Origin of the sequence: Rothia uropygioeca, assembly GCF_004136585.1 — a bacterium.
GTDB lineage: Bacteria > Actinomycetota > Actinomycetes > Actinomycetales > Micrococcaceae > Rothia.
In genome coordinates this window covers 282,176-302,865 of record NZ_NOIR01000004.1, presented here as the reverse complement: position 1 = coordinate 302,865, position 20,690 = coordinate 282,176, and the positions used below count along the sequence as shown (strand labels likewise).

Below are 20,690 nucleotides of genomic sequence, written 5' to 3'. Positions count from 1 at the left end.
AATGCCGTGCCGCGTGACATGATGAGAGGCGATGAAGAAGACGCCTCGTAGACCCTCGCCTTCCCGGTCGTTGCCTATGCCGCTCTGGCTTCAGGCGATGATCGAAATTCTCCTGACCAGCCTCGGATCGTGGTTTGTCATTCTCGTCCTGGTCCTGATCGGTTGGGCTTCACTGGGTTTCCCGGGATCGCCGGTGGCCGTGCTCGCCGGAACCGGTCAGCTGTGGCTCGCCGGACACGGCGTGGGGCTCCACATTGACATTCCCATGTCGGAATCCACGGAGGCGGTCGAGGGTCTTGCGACCTTCACCCCGCTCGGACTGACCGTGGTCTTGCTCCTCTTTGCGCGCCGAGCCGGGAAAAGGCTCGCTCGGGCGTCCTACGAGGGACAATTCTGGCAGGCCCTCGTGGGCGGGGCCGTGATGTACATCGTCATCGGGGCTGCCTTGAGCCTCGTCACGAGCACGTCCGCGCTTTCGAGCAATCCGGTGGTCTCCGCGATCGTTCCACTCGGAGTCTTGATGGTCGGTATGTTCTGGGGCGGTCACCAGGTTGCGGGCTCGTGGTTGCGCCTGGTGGGGATAGACCCGGAAAAGCTGTCCGAACGCTACAGCCAATATTCGAGGTGGACCGGAGCATACGTTGTATCGCTCATTCGGGCGGCATGGGTCGGCATCGTCGGGATCCTTGCGACGGGTGCTTTGCTCACGGGCCTTTCGATCTTTTTCCACTGGAACCGCATGATTTCTCTCTACCAAGGGCTCCACGCGGGGTTCCTCGGCGATATCTCGGTGACCCTCGTTCAGTTCGCTTTGCTGCCCAATCTGATGATTTTCGGGATGGCTTGGGGCAACGGGGCAGGATTCGCCGTCGGCCAGGGAACTGTGATTTCGCCCGCCGCGACTCATGCAGGTGCTCTGCCGTCTCTTCCGATCCTCGGCGCCGTTCCGGCAGAACCAACCACGTGGGCCTATGTTGTCCTTGCACTTCCGATTCTCGCGGGCGCCATGGCCGGCTGGTACTTCATTCGGGACGGGGAGAACCATCTCGATGAGTGGCTGACCCTCAAGCTCGCGTGGCGATGGCTGGCCGCCGTGCTGTCCGGACTGATCCTGGCCATTTCCTTGGGGGTGCTTGTCGGCTTGGCCGCGTGCCTGTTCGCGGCGTTGGCACACGGGTCTTTGGGTGTGGGACGCTTCACCGATTTCGGCCCGCATCCCTGGACGACGGGTCTCTGGACCGCAGTGACCATAGCCATCGGTGCGATCATCGGTCAGCTCATTGGCCCGTGGATCGAGCACGACCCGACGACCGATGTCAGCCATGAGCCCCGCCCGGCCCGAGGTGTGAAAGGAAGAGGGAAAGAGCCGTCCAAGCCCAAGATCCCTGCCCAAAATTCCCCTGACCGGAAATCACGAGTTCGGACCATGGCATCGAGACCTGATTCGGAGCCGGTCTCACCCCAGAACGGGAATTCCCCAGAACGACCGGCCCAACCGAAGAATTCCGGGGTCAGAGCCTCCTCGGCCAAAGTCTCCCAGGCACCCGATCCCGGGCCGGAGGCCGCCTCGTCGGCCGCTCCGGAGCCGGAAGCAGAATCGAAGGAGCGCGACTCCGACCAGGTCAGCGCGCTCGCACGATTGCGCAAGTTCCGGCCGGGGCCCGACCAAGCACAGTCGTCGTCCACGGATGACAAGGCGCCGCTTGAACCGCCGGAGGCTTCCGCGGCTCCCCATGAGGAATCAGATCTGCCGTGGGCCGGCCCGGATGCGACGCCGGAAGAACCCTCCACAGAGGAGCAGGAACGGGGACCCAGAACTAAGGCGCCGGAACCCGAGGAATCTGAGCCTTCCGTCCCCGAGAAGCCCCACACCGTTCCGGAAAATCGTCCGGTGATCGCGCGGCCCGGTCGGCGCCGGAAATGAACGATAAGGCGAGGACCTAGTTCTCGTCGGTCATGGCGTTGTCAACGCTGGCATGGAGCCATGGAGCCATGGAGGCATGAGGCAGGAAGCTGGTCGCCGCAGGCGGTGTGCGGGTGATGATAGTTGTCATGGTGGACCCGGGCGGCGACTGCCCGGTCTCTAGCTCAGGCAGCTCGGAGGAGGCTTCAACGTCGGCGCCCCATGACCTGCAAAAGCTAGGACCCGAGCTCGGCGGTGGAACAGCGCTACCGGGCGCCGGAGCCGACATCAACAAGCGCTCCCCGCTGGCCGAGCTGTTCCACCTCGATGCCGCGGTCGCGGGCAGTAGGGCAGCCGTTCCACGGGCAAAGAGGCTCGCCGAGGTTCAGACCGTCGCGGCCCGGTCGAGGTCGGCGAGCATCTGATCGTCCAGCACCAGGGAGCCGGCGGCGATGTTCTCCTCGAGATGATCGACGGACCCCGTGCCCGGGATGAGCAAGCAGGTCGGGAAATGGTGGAGCAGCCAGGCGAGACCGACCTGGGAAGGCGTGGCGCCGAGCGCAGCGGCCACGTCACGAGCCGCGGGGAGATCGCTGACCGAGGGCGTCCCGGGAAATGCGCTGCCCAAGGGGAAAAACGGGACCCAGGTGATGCCCTCCTCCTGGCACAGAGCGCCGATCGCCTCGTCCCCGCGGGACAACAGACCGTAGGCATTCTGCACGCAGACGATCCCAGCGGAGATCGCGCGGCGGACCTCGCTCTCCGGGGCATTGCTGATCCCGAAGTCGCCGATCAGCCCCTCCTCACGCATCGCAGTCATGGCGTCGAGCTGGTCATCCAGGTCCACCGCCTGATCCGCGGGCAGAGGCATGCGACTCTCGTGCTCCGGCCGACGCAGGTTTACGACGGGGATCTGGTCCAGCTTCAGGGTCCGAAGATTGGTCGTGACACTCGCGCGCAGCTCCTCCGGACGCTGAGCCGGGCGCATCGGGAATTGCCCGCCGGGGTTCGGGTCGAAGCCGACCTTGCTGACGATCACCACGCCGTCCTCGGGCCGGATCGCTTCCCCCAGATACTCGTTGACCAGCTGGTCCCCGTAGAACTGGGCGGTGTCGATGTGGTCCACCCCGAGCTCGACGGTTCGGCGCAGTAGTGAGATCGCTGCGGTGCGGTCGGTGCTCGATCGCACGAGCTGCATCGCCCCGTATCCGACCCTAGCGACCGTGCGGCCGGCGATCGACCCCGGACCTCCGGGGCGCTGGGCGTCTGTGTTGTGATGAGCAGGCATGGTGACGACCCTTCATATAGAATGATGAGGTAAAGCGGAGGTTGCTCCGTTTCCATGCCCACAGTAACCGGAGGTTCCTCCGCATGCAAGAATCATCGTCAAAAATCGGCACCACCCCACCCGCCCCGGAGAGACCACTCCGCGCGGATGCACAGCGCAACCGGGAGCGACTGATCAAGGCCGCGACTCACGCCCTGACGGATAAGAACCGCTCTTCCTCCCTCGAGGCAATCGCCGGGGAGGCAGGCGTCGGTATCGGGACCCTCTACCGACACTTCCCAACCCGCGACGCGCTCGTCGAAGCCGTCTACGCGACCCAGCTCGACGCGCTGCAGGACGAGGCCGAAGACCTCAGCCGCCGCCTCCCTGGCGACCAGGCGCTGCGCGAATGGGCCGCGCGACATGCCAGGTTCGCCGCCACCAAGCACGGAATGCTCGACGCCATCCGCACCGAGCTCTCCACGCCCAGACCCTCTCGTCCGCTTATCCGCCGCCGGGTGGCCGAGTCCGTGGAGCTGCTGCTCCGGACCGGCGTCGCGGACGGCACCTTGCGCGGCGACGTCAAGGCGGACGATGTGGCGGTCCTGCTGCTTGGCATCTTCCTGGCCACAGCCCGCGCTGGAAGGCCCGAGCAGGAGTGCAGACTTCGCGACCTCGCGCTCGACGCCTTACGAGTGCGGTAGCACTCCGCCCGCGAGTCCGCCGACTGAGTCCCCGCTGCATCGCCATCCCCGCTTTTCAGCGTCTCGATGACTGTCGACGGCGCTGCATCGCCACCCATCGTGCAATCCAGGGGCTTGTTCCTTCATCCTCGGCGCGGTGACCACAACGTCATGGCCCGCAATGCCTAGCGTCCGGTCAACGAGTTCATCAGCGAGTCGTACAGGCTCTGCTGGCAACCGCTGTTGGATGAGATGGTGAGGGAATTCTGAACGCATTCACGGTATTCCGAGGTAACTGACCACATGGCCAGATTGATACCGGCGTTGGCGGCGAAATAGAAGTTGGCCAGTAGAACGAGCGCCAAGACGAAATAGCCGATCCACTGCCCACGGGCCTTTTTGAGCGCAATCATGGTCAGGATGCACCAGACGGCCGCCAGGATCATCAGAATCATCGACACGACCAGCGCAGCCATGCCATACCGTGTGCTGGAGAGCATCGTGGCCACAAGCCCCGCGACCGAAAGCAGAATAGTGATCCTCGAGCGGTACACCAAGGAACCGCGGTGCTTGGGATTCGGCTGGTCCTGAGCAGGGCTGGGTGATGTCATATCTCAACACTACCGGGCATGTCGGTAAGGTTGAGTTCATGCGCATAGTGGTCATGGTCTCTGGTTCCGGGACAAATCTTCAGTCCATTCTGGATGCAGTGCAGGCGGATCTGCTCGACGTCGAGATCGCTGCCGTAGGGGCGGACAAGCCCTGCCGAGGAATCGAGCGGGCGGCCGATTCCGGTATCGAGAATTTCGTGGTCAGCCCTTCGGATCACGCAGACCGGGCCGCATGGAACCGCGCCCTTGAGGAAAAGATCGCCTCCTACGCGCCGGATTACGTCATCTTCGCAGGTTTTATGCGCATCGTGGATGCGGACCTGGTCGGCCGTTTCGATGGCCGGATCGTCAATACCCACCCGGCCCTTCTGCCGTCTTTCCCCGGGGCCCACGGCGTCAGAGATGCTCTGGCCCACGGCGTCAAAATCACCGGCGTGACTGTTCACGTGGTGGACTCCGGAGTGGATACAGGTCCGATCCTCGCTCAGGCCGCGGTGCCCGTCCTGGATGGCGATGACGAAGAAGCACTTCACGAGCGCATCAAAGCGCAAGAACGTTCCCTCCTTGTAACCACAATTAAGAACCTGTCCGGCGGCGCAATAGACTGAGCGTCGTCACCGGCAGTAGTACGCCATAACCGATGAGTTGGAGTTTCCGTGTCCCTGACCGAGCTGAATCGCGTCCCGTTCAAACGAGCCCTGATTTCCGTTTTCGACAAGACCGGGCTGGATGGCCTGGCCCGTGGTCTGCACGAGGCAGGCGTGGACATTGTCTCCACGGGGTCCACTGCCCAGAAGATCAAGGATGCCGGCGTTCCGGTGACCGAAGTCGCTCAGATCACGGATTTCCCCGAGTGCTTGGAGGGGCGAGTCAAGACCCTCCACCCGAAGATCCATGCGGGCATCCTGGCGGATCGTCGCAAGAGTGACCACGTCCAGCAGCTTTCGGACCTAGGTATCGAACCCTTCGACCTCGTGATCGTGAACCTTTATCCGTTCGTTGACACCGTCGCCTCGGGGGCCGGGGAAGAGGACATCATCGAGAAGATCGATATCGGTGGCCCTTCCATGGTTCGCGCCGCGGCCAAGAACCATCATTCGGTTTCCGTCGTGGTGGACCCCGCTCAGTACGGCCGCGTTGTCGAAGCCGCCCGGAACGGCGGATTCGACCTGGCCGAGCGCCGTCGTCTTGCGGCAGGAGCCTTCTCCCATACCGCAGCCTACGACACCGCCGTGGCAACCTGGACCCAGCAGCAATTCGCTCAGGACCCGGAGGCCAATTTTTGGCCTCCCTACGCCGGAATGGGCTTCGAGCGCTCCGAATCATTGCGTTACGGCGAGAATCCGCATCAGTGCGGTGCACTGTACGTCGATCCGGCGGTAGCACCGGGCATTGCCCAGGCCGAGCAATTGGGCGGCAAAGCGATGTCCTACAACAATTACGTCGACGGGGATGCGGCGCTGCGAGCGGCCTTCGACTTTGCCGACCCGGCTGTTGCGATCATCAAGCACAACAACCCGTGCGGAATTGCCGTGGGTTCGGCGGATGCTGCGGATCCCATGGCTGACGCCCACCGCAAGGCTCATGCATGCGATCCGCTGTCCGCCTACGGTGGGGTCATCGCGGCGAATCGTGAAGTCACCCAGGAAATGGCCGAGACCGTCAAGGGGATCTTCACGGAGGTCATCATCGCCCCTTCTTACGAAGACGGCGCCCTCGAGGTTTTGAAGACCAAAAAGAATCTGCGAATTCTCCTCCTGCCGGAGGGTTTCGAGCGCGAGAGCATCGAATACCGTCAGGTTTCCGGTGGCGCGTTGTTCCAGCAGAGCGATAGGCTTCAGGCCGACGGTGACAATCCCTCTAATTGGACGCTCGTGGCAGGGGAAGCCGCGGACGAAAAAACTCTTTCGGATCTTGAGTTCGCGTGGCGCGCTCTGCGTTCGGCCAAATCGAATGCGATTCTGTTGGCCGAAAGCGGAGCTGCGGTCGGAATCGGTATGGGCCAGGTCAACCGCGTCGATTCGTGCAAGCTCTCGGTCGAGCGTGCCAATTCTCTCGGCGAAGGCAACCAGGAGCGTGCTCGTGGCGCCGTTGCGGCATCTGATGCATTCTTCCCGTTTGCCGACGGCCTTGAGGTCCTCCTGGAAGCTGGCGTGCGCGCCGTCGTCCAGCCCGGTGGATCGATCCGGGACGAAGAAGTCATTGAAGCGGCAAACAAGGCCGGCGTAACCATGTACGTCACCGGGGCACGTCACTTCTTCCATTAGTGCTCCCGAACGAACAAGCGATGACTCCCCGTTTTCCCGAAGAAAGCGGGGAGTCATCATGTTTGCGGCCGGAGCGGTCGCTTCTTCATGCCGAACAGGCGCCTCGGACCGGCTGCACGGCAAGAAACGGGAAAACTGTGCCGAAACGGCGGCAGGATTTTGCCGGTTCGCGACGGGGGTCGAGAATCTAGCCATGCAGGACAACGGAAAAGCCCGCGAATCGACCGGCCCGGCGAGTATCTACGACGTCGCCCGCGAGGCCGGTGTCGCGGCATCGACCGTCTCCCGCACTTTCTCACGCCCTGGAAGGGTCTCTTATGCGACCGCGGAGAAAGTCCGTGCGGCCGCGGAACGGGTCGGATACAGGAATCAGGCGCTGAGGCGTGCGGGCGGGACCGAGCGGAGGCCGTCTTGGATGCTCGGACTGATCGTTGCGGACATATCCAATCCGGTTTTCATCGACATGGTCCAAGGGGTCGAGATGGCAGCGCGGGATTCAGGGATGACGACGATTCTGTCCAACTCGCGCGAGTCCCGGGATCGGGAACAAGAGGCTATCCAGCGAAGCCTCACGAGCGTGGACGGGCTCATTCTTGCCGGTGCACGCTTGCCCGACGCCGCGATCCGGACCTTCGCCAAGCAGAAGGCGATGGTCGTGATGAACAGGGCCGTGCGGGGAGTCGCTTCCGTCGTCATCGATCAGGAACAAGGAACTCGGTCGGCGGTTGAGCACCTGGCGAGGACTGGAGCGCGCAGCATCGCGTACATCATGGGTCCCGAAACGTCGTGGGCCAATGGAATGCGGTGGGCAGCCGTCCGCGACGTCAGCAAGGCCGTTGGGCTGGAGTTTCGCCGCATCGGTCCTTTCGAACCCACAATGTCGGGAGGTGTCCAAGCCGCGAAGGTTTGGCGGGAGCGCCCCACCGACGCAGTAATTGCCTACAACGACCTGATGGCTCTGTCCTTTATGCGGCACGTCCAGTCGACCGGTGTCGTGGTCCCCGACGACCTGCAGATCGTCGGTTTCGACGACCTACTCGCATCAAGCCTGGTGAGGCCGAAGTTGACGACCGTCGTCGGACCTTTCGAACGAATGGGTGCAACCGCGGCCGCCCATGTGATGGCAATTGCCAATGGGGTCAAGGCGTCAACAGAGCGTCCCGTGGTTCTCCCGGCGCGTTTGATTACCCGGGGGAGCACGCGCGGCATCGGTTAGGCACCTCTGCCCCAACTCAGGGAATTCGCGGCAACTTGTGGCAACCGGTATCTGAGTTACGGTCACCGGGCGTGGAATGTCTTTATGACACAGTCCATTGCATTGCACCCCGATCGCCTTCTTCCGGCAGATCCGGCAACACGCAACGTGGCCCGGGATCTGGTTGCGGTCGCCGAAGAGCTGCCGCTGTTGTCCCCTCACGGCCATGTGACCGCGGAATCCATCGCGCGCAATGAAGCCTTCCCTGATCCCGCGGCCCTGCTCATCAGCCCCGACCATTACGTATATCGGCTGTTGAACGCGGATGGGGTGAACCTGGAGAACGTCAACGCGGGCACCGCCGAGGATGCCGATGCCCGCGATATCTGGCGTGCCTTCTGCGAACGGTGGGAGCTCTTCGACGGAACGGCCTCCGGGTACTGGCTCCGAAGAGAATTCGCGACCGTCTTCGGGGTCGACGATTCGACGATCGACGGTGCCCACGCCGACGAGCTCTTTGACCAGATCTCGGAGGTGCTGGCGCGTCCTGAATTCCGTCCGCGTGAATTGTTCCGAGACTTCGACCTCGAGGTGCTGGCCACCACGGACGACCCGTTGGATGATTTGGCGGCCCACCGGGAATTGGCGTCCGACCCGACCTTCGACGGGAGGGTCCTCCCGACTTTCCGACCCGATGCTTTCGTCAAATTCTGGAACCCTTCTTTTGCTCGGAATGCGGACCGGCTCATCCAAGAGGCAGGAGACGGGCTGACGGGATACGCAGGTTATCTGCGTGCGATGGCCAACCGCAGGGCCTACTTCGTGGAAAACGGTGCCGTTTCGGCAGATCACGGAGTGTGGACCCCTGAGTCGGTCAAGCTCGGGGACCAAGAGGCCAATGACCTCTTCGAAAAGGGCCTCGCGGGAACGGCCACCAACGCCGAAGCCCTCCGCTTCGAGGCCAACATGACCTATCAGTTCGCTCGGATGTCCTCGGAGGACGGGCTGACCATGACGATTCATCCGGGATCCTACCGAGACCACAGCTCTCGGACCGTTGAACGTTTTGGGCCGGATACCGGCAACGACATCCCGTTCGGGGTGGATTACACGCGCGGGTTGCAGCCCCTGTTGTCGGATTTCGGCAATTCGGACGATTTCAATCTGGTGCTCTTCACCCTGGACGAGACGACGTTCTCGCGGGAAATCGCACCGCTGGCCGGCTTCTACCGCGCCGTGTACGCGGGCGCCCCGTGGTGGTTCCTCGACGAACCCGACGCGATGCACCGTTTCCGTTCGGCGACAACCGGAACCCTCGGTTTTTCGCGAACTTCGGGATTCATCGATGACACGCGAGCGTTCTGTTCCATCCCCGCCCGTCACGACGCCGCCCGCCGGGTTGATGCGGGGTTCTTGGCCAAGCTCGTGGTCGAGCACCGCATTACGGAGGAGCGTGCGCGCTCCGCGATCGTGGAATTGACCGATTCGAACCCGCGGAAGGTCTTCAAGCTATGAGCACGTCGCTGAACCGGATCACCGCCGCCCGGCACGTGGGCGATCCCGCCCCCGTCCGTGTGGTCCATCTGGGGTTGGGCGCATTCCATCGTGCCCACCAGGCCTGGTACACGCAGCACGCGGAGTCCGACGCACGTGATCCGAAGTGGGGTATTGCGGCGTTTACCGGTCGCAGTCCCGTCGCGGCCGAAGAACTCGCTCCCCAGGAAGGCTTGTATTCGCTGGTTGAGCGGGCCGCCGACGCGGATTCCGTGGAATTGATCCAGTCGATCGTCGAGGTCCGCCCGGCCTCGGATTCGAAACGTTTGGTTCAGCTGCTGTCCGCTCCGGAAATTGCACTCGTCACGCTGACCATCACGGAAGCCGGATACCACCTAGATCCGGCCGGAGAACTGAAAGCCACCGACGAGGACGTGGCCGCCGACATCGCAATCTTGCGTGAGGCTCTATCGGACCCTTCACAGGACCCGCCGTTGCTCACGGCCGCGGGCCGATTGGTGCTCGGCCTCGATCGTCGCCTCAGGTCCTTGGGAAACGAAGCCGGAATCGCGGTCGTATCCTGCGACAACATGGCTGACAACGCGACCGCGACTCGGAACGCGGTTCTCGGCACGGCCCACGCATGCAAGGACGGACTCGCGGAGGAGATCGATCGGGTGGTCTCCTGGGTCGGGACTTCGGTGGACCGCATCACGCCCGCGGCGACGGAGGAACTCGCTCAGTTCGTTGCCGAGAAAACGGGGTTCGATGACGCGGCGCCGGTCGTCGCGGAGCCCTTTCGTTCTTGGATCTTCTCGGGAGATTTTCCGGGGGGTCGCCCGGAATGGGAACGTGCAGGTGCCCAGTTCGTGGACGATCTTGAACCCTTCGAGCGCAGAAAACTGTGGCTCTTGAACGGTACTCACAGTTACATGGCCTACGCCGGCCAGCTGGCAGAACATCGCACCGTGGCCGAAGCGATCGCCGATCCCGCGATCCTGTCGAAGATCGAAGCTTTTTGGGACGAGGCCTCGCGGCACCTGACGGACCCACAACTCGATGTGCCGTCCTACCGGGAGGATCTGCTGACCCGGTACCGCAATCCCCGGATCCAGCATTTCCTGGCTCAAATCGGTACCGATGGGGCCAGCAAGTTGCGCATTCGCGCCCTGCCGATCTACCAGGCCGAACGCGAGGCCGGCCGCGACGGCGCCGCCGCGGCCGGCGCGATCGCCTCGTGGATCGCTTGGCTCATCACCCAAGACTCCCGGGACATCAAGGACTCGGAGGTGGATTCCATCCGTCAGGCCCTCGCCTCAGACGACACCACGCGTGCCTTGCTCGATGTGCTTCAACCCGGGCTGGGGCAGGATACGCACCTTGTCTCGCTCGTGCGGTCCCATAACTGACCCCTCAGAATACGGTTCCACGGCAAACGAGCCACCCATCGAACCTCGTGTTGCCCCAGAAAGGACTTACCCCACATGTTGCGACCCCAAGACACATCGACTCGTCAGCGAGTCAGCCTGGATGGTCTCTTCGACTTCGCGGTCGACTGGCACCACGACAGCTTTGAGAAGGGCTGGGCCCAGCAGTTCCCGAAACAAGGGTTGAAAGCGCCGGTGCCCGGGTCTTTCAACGACCTGTATGCCGATAGCGCGATTCGCGAGCACGTCGGTTGGGTCTGGTATTCCCGTGATGTCCGAGTTCCGCGCGGATTCTCGACGGGTAGGACTCTCCTCCGCTTCGACTCCGCGACCCATCTCGGAGTGGTCTTCGTCAACGGTCAGGAAGTGGTCCGCCACCAGGGCGGTTATATGCCGTTCGACGTCGACGTCACCGAGCACGTCCACCCCGGTGAGGTATTCACTATGACCGTCGCCGTGAACAACGAGTTGTCGCACGAGACTCTTCCTCCCGGGGAGGTAACCCAGGACGGCCAGGGCCGAAAACATCTCGCGTACCGTCACGACTTCTTCAATTACGCGGGCCTTCACCGTAGCGTGTGGCTTTGCAATGTCGCCGACGTTCGCCTCGACGATGTGACTGTAGTTGCCGAATTCGAAGGCGGTGAAGGCGGCCGAGGAATCGTGCATTACACTGCGAAGTTCACCGGGGATGCCCCGGAAGCGGCCGTTCAGGTCCTGGACGCGGAAGGCGATGTCGTCGCAGGTGCAGAGCGAGCCGCGGCGAGCGACTCGACCCTGGACGGTGAGTTGTCCTGGTCCGGAGTTGAACTCTGGAAACCAGGACGAGGCTACCTCTATACGCTGCGCGTGCTGACGTACGACAACGGTGAACTCGTCGACGAATACGATCAACGTTTTGGCGTACGGACCGTTGAGGTACGAGGCAAGCGGTTTCTCATCAACGGGGAGCCTTTCTACTTCACGGGTTTCGGAATGCACGAGGACCACGAGACGATCGGCAAGGCCCACTCGAACGCCCACATGGTTCAGGACTTTGGCCTGCTGAATTGGATCAACGCCAATTCCTTCCGCACCTCGCACTACCCGTACGCCGAAGAAATCATGGAGTACGCCGACGAGCGCGGAATCGTCGTCATCGACGAGACCCCGGCGGTTGGACTGAACTGGCATATGGGTGCCGGAATCATGGACCAGGGAGGCGGAAACACCTTCGATCCCGGCAACGTCGACGAGAACACCCAAAAGGTCCACGCCCGTGAAATCCGCGAACTCATCCAACGGGACAAGAACCATCCCTCGGTGGTTCTGTGGTCGATCGCCAATGAACCAGACTCCGGGGCCGAGGGCGCGCGGGAGTACTTCGAGCCGCTCGAAAAGCTGACCCGCCGACTCGATCCCTCACGGCCTGTCGGGTTCGTCAACGTCATGTTCGCGCCCTGTGGAGTCGACAAGATCTCGGATCTGTTCGATGTGCTGATGCTGAACCGCTATTACGGCTGGTACGTAGACGCCGGAGACATCGTCGCGGCCCGAGGTTCCCTTCGCAAGGAACTCGAGGCCTGGGACGAGCAATACGGCAAACCAACCATCATGACCGAATACGGCGCGGATACGATCGCGGGTCTCCACTCGGTCTTCGAGATCCCCTTCACCGAGGAATACCAGACAGCACTGCTGCGCATGTATCACGAGGAATTCGACCGCGTGGAATGCATGGCCGGTGAGCAGGTGTGGAATTTCGCGGATTTCCAAACCAAGAACGGGTTCGCGCGCGTGGACGGTAACAAAAAGGGAGTGTTCACCAGGGACCGCAAACCCAAGGCTCTGGCCCATGAGCTCCGGAGACGGTGGTCGGAGAAACTCGGCCGTTGACCCCTGGTACGTGACGATGCTGCCGGTCCGCCACGGGCTCACCGATGAGAACGGTCAACCCTGGCGAGGTCGAGACACCGTCCCAGCCATCTCCATTAAGCCCTTGTAGGGCACCCCAGGCAAAGGAGCCTGTCATGTCAGAAATAGCTACTTCGTCCATACCTCACGTGGCCCACGAGCATCTGCCCAAGAGACGCATCGCGGGCTACGGTCTCGGAGACGCAGGATGCAACGTCGCGTTCCAAATGACCGGCGTGTTTCTTCTCCTGTTCTACACGGACGTGGTGGGCATCCAGCCCGCGCACGCGAGCGCGATCTTCCTGTTCGTGAAATTCTGGGACGCTTTTGCTGATCTTTTTGCCGGTCGCATGGTCGACCGGACCATGACCCGGTGGGGCAAATTCCGTCCGTTTCTGCTGTGGTACTCGGTTCCGCTTCTGCTGTCGAATGTTCTCTGCTTCTGGATTCCCGTGGACTCGTACGCGACCAAGATCGTATGGGCGACCGTAAGCTATGCCCTCTTGGGACTGCTGTATTCGATGGTCAATATTCCGTTCGGGTCGCTCGCGGGGGCCATGAGCCAGAATCCGGTGGACAGGTCGCGGCTCGCTTCGGCGCGCATGGTCGGCTCAGGGGCCACGATTCTTCTGCTTTCCGTATTTCTCGCACCCCGGCTCAAACAGGCTGAGGACCTCGCGACCACCTTTCTTGTCACGTCCATCGTCTTCCTGGTGATCGGCGCGATCTTCTTCTACACCACGTTCCTCACTTCGAAAGAAGTGGTGTTCCGTGAGGTCGAGAAGGTGAGCTTCAAGGAGACCCTGTCCACGATCCGGCGGAACGGCCCCTTGCTGAGGTTGTGCGCCTCTTCGCTCTTCTACTTGACTGCGCAGTCGATGATCGGTGCGCTCACCATTTATCTGTCCAACGTGGTCCTCTCCCGGTACACCTCTGGAGGCTGGGTCGCGTCCGTCTCGATCATCATCACCACGGGAGCGGTATTGTACGTCGGCCCGTTCGGCCCTATGGTCACCCGCGCGATGGGGAAGAAGAGAGGGTTCGTCTACAACTGCATGGTGGCCGCCGCGGGCGGTGTCCTGTTCGCGTTGAGCAATTCCGTCTGGCATTCCTTGGCCATGAGCCTCATTGGGCTGTTCCTGATGGGTGTCGGGATGGGGCTGCTGAACACCATGACATGGGCGCTCGAAGCCGACACCGTTGAATACGGTGAATACCGGACCGGTGTCCGGACTGAAGGAGCCACATACGCGGCGTTTTCCTTCACACGAAAGGTCGGGCAAGCCCTCGGACAGTCCCTGGGCGGCATCGTGCTGACCTGGGCCGGATATACCGCCGGGAAGGGAAGTCAGGGCGACGGAGTCGTGTCCGGTTTGGCCATCTACGGTGGCCTGATTCCGGCGGCCATATTTATTCTCGCAATGCTGATCATGACCGGTTATCCCCTGACCGAGGCAAAATTCACATCGGTCATGAAATCCATTGAGGCAAACCGGAGGCAGCGTCACGAAGGCCTGGAAACAGGAGCGATCCCGACCTCGGTCGAGACCTCCTCGGACCTCAATGGTCCTACTGCTCGTGCGTCCCATCCCGCCACCAGCTCGCAGGAGGCCGTGCCCGGGAACGATCAGGCCCAAATCCACATTGTCGAGGATCAGTCCGGGGACAATTCCACGGACGATGATTCGCACCACGACGACTACCCAACGAAAGGACAATAATGCGCATCGAGAAGGCAGAGGTCTTCGTGACGAGCCCGTCCCGCAACTTCGTGACTCTTAGGATCACGACGGACGAGGGAGTCACCGGTATAGGCGACGCAACCCTGAACGGGCGTGAACTGGCGGTTGCCGCTTACCTCAAGGAGCATGTCTGTCAGCTCCTGCTGGACAAGGATCCCAGCACTATCGAAGACACATGGCAATTCCTGTATCGGGCGTCGTACTGGAGACGCGGCCCGGTCACCATGGCCGCGATCGCCGCCGTCGACATGGCTCTCTGGGATATCAAGGGCAAGGTCGCCGGAATGCCCGTGTACCAGTTGCTGGGCGGGGCCTCGCGCCGCGGCTGCCGGGCCTATGGCCACGCGTCCGGAAGAGACCTTGAACAGCTGTTTGACTCGATCCGGGAGGAACTCGAGTTGGGCTACAAGTCGATTCGGGTGCAGACCTCGGTACCCGGAATCGAGAAACTGTACGGTGTGGCCGCACAGGAACAGTCGACGGGAGAGCGGTACGACTTCGAACCAGCTAACCGCGGGACCCAACCCGTCGAGGAGGACTGGGACACCCGGGCCTATCTGCGGCACGTCCCCACCGTCTTCGAGGCCGTGCGCAACGAGTTCGGGCCTGAGCTGCCCTTGCTGCACGACGGCCACCACCGGATGACACCTCGGGAGGCCGCTCAACTGGGGAAATCACTGGAACCGTATGACTTGTACTGGCTCGAGGACTGCACGCCGGCCGAGAACCAGGAAGCATTGCGACTGGTCCGTGAGCACACCACGACCCCTTTGGCGATCGGTGAGGTCTTCAACTCCGTCTACGACATCAAAGATCTCATCCAGGAACAGCTCATTGACTACGTGCGGTGCGCCTCGACGCATTTCGGCGGAATCACGCAGCTCAGGAAGGCCATGAATTTTGCCGAGATGTACCAGGTCAAGTCGGGATTCCACGGTCCTACGGACGTCTCACCGATCGGATTCGCGGCTCAACTTCACCTCGGATTGTCCATCCACAACTACGGGCTCCAGGAATACATGCCCCATTCCCCGTTGACACGTGAAGTCTTCCACGAGGGGCTGACCTTCGAAGACGGATATCTGCACCCGGGTGACGCTCCGGGACTCGGAGTCGAATTCGATGAGGAAGCCGCGGCCCGTTTCCCCTACGATCAGGCATATCTCCCGTACAACCGACTTGCCGATGGGACCGTACACAATTGGTAGAAAATCAACATACTGAGCCGCCGCTGATCGTGGTCATGGGGGTTTCCGGCGCGGGCAAAACGACCATCGGATCCCTCCTGGCTACTCGCTTGGACGCCGAATTCGTCGATGCCGACTCGCTGCATCCTCTGTCGAATGTCGAGAAAATGGCGGCTGGTCACCCGCTCACGGATGAAGACCGGTGGCCGTGGCTGCGCGTCGTCGGCCAGAAGCTGCACGATGCCGCCCTCGCCGACCCCCAGAGCACCGGACTGGTCATTGCGTGTTCGGCACTCAAGCGTGTCTATCGCAAGACGATCAGCGCGGAGTCCCCGGGGACATTCTTCGTTCATCTCGCCGGCGACGAAGAAACGCTGTCTCACCGTCTCGAGGGTAGGAGCGGACATTTCATGCCTCAAGGACTTCTGCGCTCGCAATTGGACACGCTCGAGGAACTTGAAGACGACGAGCGGGGTGCGCGCATTGACATCGATGCGTCGATAGACCACATCTTGGACGAATCAGTGCGAGCAATAGCCCGTAGGGCCGCCGGCTGGTAGAGATATCACATGAACTCCACCGACCAGACCACGCCGTCACCGACCAAGAATTCTGAAGAGCGCAGCGCTCTGTACGCCGTGACGATCTTTCCGTTATTGATCCTTGGGGCCGGAATTCTCGGGTTCTTTCTCCCGGGGTTCTTCTCGGGGTTCTCTGGATGGGTCAATCCACTGCTGGGCGTCATCATGTTCGGAATGGGACTGACACTGACGGGCCCTGACTTTGCGCTCGTCGCCAAGAATCCTGTCCCCGTCATCATCGGTGTGGTCGCACAATTCGTCATCATGCCGCTGCTCGGGTTCGTTATTTCGTGGGCTCTGCAGCTTCCGCCCGCGCTCGCGGTCGGTGTGATCCTGGTCGGCTGTTGCCCTGGGGGTACGGCTTCGAACGTCGTCTCGTACCTCGCCAAGGGCGATGTCGCGCTTTCCGTTGCGATGACCTCGATCTCGACGTTGATCGCGCCTTTTCTCACGCCGCTCCTGGCGATCTGGCTGGCGGGTGAACGGATGAACGTGAGCGGCAGTGACATGATGCTCTCGATCCTCGAGGTCGTCCTGATTCCGGTGGTCCTGGGCCTCGTGGTGCGCTGGCTCGCGCCCGGCGTAGTCCTCAGAGTGACCCCCGCGTTGCCTTGGGTTTCGGTCGCGGCGATCTCGGTGATCGTGGCGATCGTCGTCGCCGGGTCCGCGGAAGCGATCGTGTCGGCGGGACTCCTGGTTCTGCTCGCGGTGATCCTGCACAACGGTCTGGGCTACCTTCTCGGCTACGGGGCGGCGAGCCTGTTCCGGGTGCCAGTCTCCGCTCGTCGTACGACCGCGATCGAGGTGGGAATGCAGAATTCGGGTCTGGCGACGTCATTGGCTCGAACCTATTTCACCCCGGAGGCCGCCCTGCCGGGAGCGGTCTTCTCGGTGTGGCACAACGTTTCGGGAGCTCTCGTGGCCGCGTTCTTGCGCCGCAGGTCCGCTTCTCGCGACTGAGATACGGCGTGGTCCCAGACGCCGCGGCCGAAACGACACAAGACCCCGGTTTCAACTCGAAACCGGGGCCTTTTCAGTCGCTTGGGGTCAGCGTGTCGGGCGAGGTGCCCGAGAGCCCCTCAGCGCGTTACGGAGTGGAGATCCTCGAGCTTGTATTCGCACGAGTCTCCGCCCTCGAGAACCGTTTCGAATTCGCCGACGCGTACCCGTACGGCGCTGGCTTTCTGCGACCGCGCGGACAGCCGAACTCGTTTGGAATCGATGAAAACGTCGAGCAGTTGACCGCGATACTGGACCTCGAACCCGACTGAGCGCAATTCTTCCGGCATGGACGGTTCCAGCTGAATGCAATCCGTGAGCACCTGAACCCCCGCGTAGGCTCTTTGCACGACGTCGAGCGTGCCGCACATCGCCCCGAGGTGAATGCCCTCCTGAGTGGTGCCGCCTTGGGTGTCGTCCAGGTCGGCCATGAGTGCGTCCTGGTAGACACTCCATGAGTGCCGTGGGTCGACTCGGGACATGATCGACGCCGTCACGACTCGGGATAGCGAGGAGCCATTGGACGTCCGGGCCAGATAGTAGCTGATCGTGTCCTCGATCTTGGCCAAGGATACGTCGTAGCCCAGGTGCGCCAACTCCTCCTGAAGGCCCCGTTGCCCGAAGAGGTACACGAGCATCAGGGTATCGGCCTGTTTGGAGAGCTTGTAGTTGTTGGTCGCATCGCCCTCCGATTCGAGAATCAGGTCCATGCGCCCGATATTCCCGTACTTCCGCCGGTAATGGTCCCAGTCGATCTCCTTGAGATCGTCGTACCCCTCGAACTGGCTGATGGTTCCGTCATGATTGAACGGAACCGCAATGTTCGCGGCCATATGCTTCCACGCAGCGAGTTCGGCCTCGGTCACGTTGTTCGCCGACGACACCCGCAGTGATTGATGCTCGGGCAGTTCCTCGAAGATCTCAAGCGTATGGCGGAAGAGCCACGCGGCAAGGACATTGGTGTATGCGTTGTCCTTCAGGCCGCCGCCATCGACTGAGCCGGGGTAGCCGTCGTGATACTCGTCCGGTCCCATCGCTCCTTCGATGTGGTACCGCCGGTCGTTAGGGTCAAAGGTCACCAGCGAGGTGAAGAAACGAGCGATCTCGATCATGAGCTCCGCGCCCTGGTGAGCGAGCCAGCTCGTGTCTGCCGTGGCGGTGTAGTACTGCCATGAGTTGTAAGCAATGGCCAGGCCCACGTGGAATTGGCGCCACGAGTTGTCCGGCATCCAACGGTCCGAATGAGGGTTGTACAACTCGACGGGAGTTTCTTCTCTCCCGTCTGAGCCGGACTGCCAGGGGAACATTGCGCCCTTGGCCCCGAATTCTGTGGCCTTGTATCGTGCCGCTGGCAGGCGCGCCCACCTGTATTGCAAGAGCGACCTGGTCACAAAAGGCAGGCGCATTGTGATGATCGGCAGAATGAAGATCTCGTCCCAGAAGATGTGCCCCCGGTAACCCTCACCGTGGAGGCCGCGAGCGGTCACGCCGGCGTCGTTGAGCTCCATGTTGGGGCCGAGGGTTTGCACAATATGGAAGATGTGGAGGCGGAGGGCCAGCATCGTATCCACATCGGTCTCGATGTCCACGGCGAATCGAGCCCACAATCGGGACCACGTCTGCTCGTGGGGGCCGTAGAGCGCATCGAACCCGGTGTCGGTTCTGTTCAGCGCCTCAACCGCGCCGAGCACCGGGGACGCGATCGCCGAATCGCGTGACGTCACCAGCGCCGTGGTCGTATCGAACACGACGGCCTTTCCGTCCTGCCCGTCTACCCGGTAACGGCGCATTTCGACCCCGCCCGGTCGGATTTCCCGCTCGAGACGCGAGCTGACGGGCGCACGGACTTCGGTGCGTTGAGCGACGGCGATCTCGTGGCCCGACTGATTGGTCCGGACGACGTTGATCAAGGTGTTGTCCGGAAGCGTGGTCGAGGCCTCTGCGACGAGGTGATGACGGGCCAATTCGCGGTATTCGGCAACATTGTTGTTGGTGACGTTCGGGTCGATTCCGCTCCGCACATGAATTCGCCCCGACCAGCCGACCGGTGTCACCGTGGTTTCCATGGCGGCCAGGTGACGATTCGCCATCGAGACGATGCGTCGCTGTTCGACCTGGACACGCCGGGGTGTTTCCGAATAGGGCTCGCCGACCTCGCTGGGAACCTCTTCCAACAGACACCGACGGGAGAGTACTCCATGGCGCAGATCGAGTTCCGTGACTTCGTCGAGGGGTTGCATGCCGCCCTCGGACCACCAGTCGCCGCCCCGCAACCGAAGGTCCAAGAACTGGAAGTTCGGAAGATTGACCATCGACTCGTGTTCGAGATCGCGACCGTTGATATGGGAGACCACACGATTGAACAACCCCGCGGCGTAGGTTCCCGGGTAATGGACCCCGTCGTCGCCGCGCTCGGGCCGGCAGCCACGGACACTCATGTAGCCATTGGCGAGGGTCAGTAGCGCTTCCCGATGGCCTTCCTGCTCCGGGTCGAAACCGTGGTAGATGAGTTTCCACGAATCGTCACGTTGCGCTCCGAGATCGAGCTCCGCGACGTCGTTGTGCACCAGGTCGGCGCCGGCCTCGTCCAGTTCATTGCGGTCGCCGTGTCGGTTGATGCCGACGACGAGACCGAACCCGCCTGCCCGAGCCGCCTGAACCCCTGATACGGCATCCTCGATGACCGCGGCATCCTTTGGGGCGACGCCGAGTTGTTTCGCCGCGGCGAGGAACATATCGGGCGCCGGTTTTCCGGGGACGTTGTTCTCAAGAGCGTAAGTACCGTCGATGATGAGGTCGAAGAGGTCCCCCAGATCCGCGGCCTCGAGAACCGACGTCGAATTTCTGGACGCCGTGACGAGGGCGATCGGCACGCCGCTGCGCTTGAGGCGGCGAGCCAGTTCAACGGTTCCCTTGAAAACGGTCACGCCGTTGAACTCGAGCTCCTCCTGAAAGTAGTCGTTCTTGAGGCGAGACTGTCCCTGAACCGTCCACTGACCTGCGGAGTCGTTGTCATTGCCTTCGGGGAGAGCCGCGTTGCGGGCCGCGAGTAAGGTTCGAACGCCGTCCTCGCGGGCGCGCCCATCCACGTAAGAGCGGTAGTCCGTCGTGATGCTGAATTCGCTGCGATCTATGTCCCCGGCGTCGTGCCCTTCTGAAGGCTCCAGGCGAGAATCGGACAGGATCGCATCGAAGAGCTTCTTCCACGCGTTCGCGTGCACTGCTGCCGTGTCCGTGACGATGCCGTCCATGTCGAAGATGACGGCCTTCTGGGGCACCGAAAGCGGCAGTTGCGAACGATTTTCTCTCGTAGTGCTCGATTCCGGCCTGTACGGGGAACCGGAACGCAGGTTAAGGGGATCACTGGTTCCGAGCGGGTTGAGAGAGTTCATCAAGGACCTTTCCTGTTGGCTCAGGCACCCATTAAACACGCTCAAGTTA

Annotated in this window: 16 protein-coding genes; 13 read left to right on the top strand and 3 right to left on the bottom strand. The window is 62.1% G+C overall.

Annotated features, from left to right (window positions below):
• The first annotated feature begins 31 nt into the window (after window positions 1-31).
• Both EWR20_RS11345 and EWR20_RS12700 read left to right on the top strand, forming a co-directional pair.
• Window positions 32-1,924 (top strand): cell division protein PerM, encoded by a 1,893-nt coding sequence (locus tag EWR20_RS11345; protein WP_129360772.1) that lies wholly within the window; start codon window positions 32-34, stop codon window positions 1,922-1,924.
• Between the two features lie 113 nt (window positions 1,925-2,037).
• Window positions 2,038-2,328: a hypothetical protein gene (locus tag EWR20_RS12700; RefSeq protein WP_165001033.1), complete on the top strand. Its 291-nt coding sequence runs from the start codon at window positions 2,038-2,040 to the stop codon at window positions 2,326-2,328.
• Here EWR20_RS12700 and EWR20_RS11340 read toward each other — a convergent pair.
• On the bottom strand, window positions 2,289-3,191 hold the full coding sequence (locus EWR20_RS11340) for an aldo/keto reductase (protein ID WP_129360771.1): 903 nt from the start codon (window positions 3,189-3,191) through the stop codon (window positions 2,289-2,291). The two genes, EWR20_RS12700 and EWR20_RS11340, sit on opposite strands and share 40 nt — an antisense overlap.
• A gap of 83 nt (window positions 3,192-3,274) precedes the next feature.
• Here EWR20_RS11340 and EWR20_RS11335 point away from each other — a divergent pair, with 83 nt between their 5' ends.
• Window positions 3,275-3,874, top strand: a complete 600-nt coding sequence (locus EWR20_RS11335) for a TetR/AcrR family transcriptional regulator (RefSeq protein WP_129360770.1) — start codon at window positions 3,275-3,277, stop codon at window positions 3,872-3,874.
• Between the two features lie 164 nt (window positions 3,875-4,038).
• Here EWR20_RS11335 and EWR20_RS11330 read toward each other — a convergent pair whose 3' ends face one another.
• The gene (locus EWR20_RS11330) at window positions 4,039-4,464 is read right to left on the bottom strand and encodes a hypothetical protein (RefSeq protein WP_129360769.1); all 426 of its coding nucleotides are present in this window, start codon (window positions 4,462-4,464) and stop codon (window positions 4,039-4,041) included.
• 38 nt (window positions 4,465-4,502) lie between these two features.
• Here EWR20_RS11330 and purN point away from each other — a divergent pair, with 38 nt between their 5' ends.
• The 10 genes from purN to EWR20_RS11280 all read left to right on the top strand — a co-directional run bounded on the left by purN (window position 4,503) and on the right by EWR20_RS11280 (window position 17,210).
• Entirely contained in the window at window positions 4,503-5,072 is a 570-nt protein-coding gene (gene purN / locus EWR20_RS11325) for a phosphoribosylglycinamide formyltransferase (RefSeq protein WP_129360768.1), read from the top strand.
• A 48-nt stretch (window positions 5,073-5,120) separates the two neighbouring features.
• Window positions 5,121-6,731, top strand: coding sequence for a bifunctional phosphoribosylaminoimidazolecarboxamide formyltransferase/IMP cyclohydrolase (purH, locus tag EWR20_RS11320; RefSeq protein ID WP_129360767.1), 1,611 nt, complete (start codon window positions 5,121-5,123; stop codon window positions 6,729-6,731).
• Window positions 6,732-6,924: 193 nt separating this feature from the next.
• Entirely contained in the window at window positions 6,925-7,947 is a 1,023-nt protein-coding gene (locus tag EWR20_RS11315; protein ID WP_165001032.1) for a LacI family DNA-binding transcriptional regulator, read from the top strand.
• Between the two features lie 84 nt (window positions 7,948-8,031).
• Window positions 8,032-9,441: a glucuronate isomerase gene (gene uxaC / locus EWR20_RS11310; protein WP_129360765.1), complete on the top strand. Its 1,410-nt coding sequence runs from the start codon at window positions 8,032-8,034 to the stop codon at window positions 9,439-9,441.
• On the top strand, window positions 9,438-10,829 hold the full coding sequence (locus tag EWR20_RS11305; RefSeq protein ID WP_129360764.1) for a mannitol dehydrogenase family protein: 1,392 nt from the start codon (window positions 9,438-9,440) through the stop codon (window positions 10,827-10,829). Before uxaC ends, EWR20_RS11305 begins: the two co-directional genes overlap by 4 nt.
• Window positions 10,830-10,904: 75 nt before the next feature.
• Window positions 10,905-12,722 (top strand): beta-glucuronidase, encoded by a 1,818-nt coding sequence (gene uidA / locus EWR20_RS11300; protein ID WP_129360763.1) that lies wholly within the window; start codon window positions 10,905-10,907, stop codon window positions 12,720-12,722.
• A 134-nt stretch (window positions 12,723-12,856) separates the two neighbouring features.
• Window positions 12,857-14,461 (top strand): glycoside-pentoside-hexuronide (GPH):cation symporter, encoded by a 1,605-nt coding sequence (locus tag EWR20_RS11295; protein ID WP_165001031.1) that lies wholly within the window; start codon window positions 12,857-12,859, stop codon window positions 14,459-14,461.
• Entirely contained in the window at window positions 14,461-15,690 is a 1,230-nt protein-coding gene (gene manD, locus EWR20_RS11290) for a D-mannonate dehydratase ManD (protein ID WP_129360761.1), read from the top strand. The genes EWR20_RS11295 and manD overlap by 1 nt, the downstream gene beginning before the upstream one ends.
• Complete coding sequence (locus tag EWR20_RS11285) at window positions 15,684-16,229, top strand: gluconokinase (protein WP_238147722.1); 546 nt, start codon at window positions 15,684-15,686, stop codon at window positions 16,227-16,229. Before manD ends, EWR20_RS11285 begins: the two co-directional genes overlap by 7 nt.
• A 9-nt stretch (window positions 16,230-16,238) precedes the next feature.
• Entirely contained in the window at window positions 16,239-17,210 is a 972-nt protein-coding gene (locus tag EWR20_RS11280) for a bile acid:sodium symporter family protein (protein WP_129360760.1), read from the top strand.
• A gap of 119 nt (window positions 17,211-17,329) precedes the next feature.
• Here EWR20_RS11280 and EWR20_RS11275 read toward each other — a convergent pair whose 3' ends face one another.
• Window positions 17,330-20,641: a beta-phosphoglucomutase family hydrolase gene (locus EWR20_RS11275; RefSeq protein ID WP_129360759.1), complete on the bottom strand. Its 3,312-nt coding sequence runs from the start codon at window positions 20,639-20,641 to the stop codon at window positions 17,330-17,332.
• Window positions 20,642-20,690 lie beyond the last annotated feature (49 nt).

Coding starts and splice junctions, on each gene's coding strand:
- EWR20_RS11345 (WP_129360772.1), top strand. CDS start 32: ATGAAGAAGACGCCTCGTAGACCCTCGCCTTCCCGGTCGTTGCCTATG.
- EWR20_RS11340 (WP_129360771.1), bottom strand. CDS start 3,191: ATGCCTGCTCATCACAACACAGACGCCCAGCGCCCCGGAGGTCCGGGG.
- EWR20_RS11335 (WP_129360770.1), top strand. CDS start 3,275: ATGCAAGAATCATCGTCAAAAATCGGCACCACCCCACCCGCCCCGGAG.
- EWR20_RS11330 (WP_129360769.1), bottom strand. CDS start 4,464: ATGACATCACCCAGCCCTGCTCAGGACCAGCCGAATCCCAAGCACCGC.
- purN (WP_129360768.1), top strand. CDS start 4,503: ATGCGCATAGTGGTCATGGTCTCTGGTTCCGGGACAAATCTTCAGTCC.
- EWR20_RS11315 (WP_165001032.1), top strand. CDS start 6,925: ATGCAGGACAACGGAAAAGCCCGCGAATCGACCGGCCCGGCGAGTATC.
- uxaC (WP_129360765.1), top strand. CDS start 8,032: ATGACACAGTCCATTGCATTGCACCCCGATCGCCTTCTTCCGGCAGAT.
- EWR20_RS11305 (WP_129360764.1), top strand. CDS start 9,438: ATGAGCACGTCGCTGAACCGGATCACCGCCGCCCGGCACGTGGGCGAT.
- uidA (WP_129360763.1), top strand. CDS start 10,905: ATGTTGCGACCCCAAGACACATCGACTCGTCAGCGAGTCAGCCTGGAT.
- EWR20_RS11295 (WP_165001031.1), top strand. CDS start 12,857: ATGTCAGAAATAGCTACTTCGTCCATACCTCACGTGGCCCACGAGCAT.
- manD (WP_129360761.1), top strand. CDS start 14,461: ATGCGCATCGAGAAGGCAGAGGTCTTCGTGACGAGCCCGTCCCGCAAC.
- EWR20_RS11280 (WP_129360760.1), top strand. CDS start 16,239: ATGAACTCCACCGACCAGACCACGCCGTCACCGACCAAGAATTCTGAA.
- EWR20_RS11275 (WP_129360759.1), bottom strand. CDS start 20,641: ATGAACTCTCTCAACCCGCTCGGAACCAGTGATCCCCTTAACCTGCGT.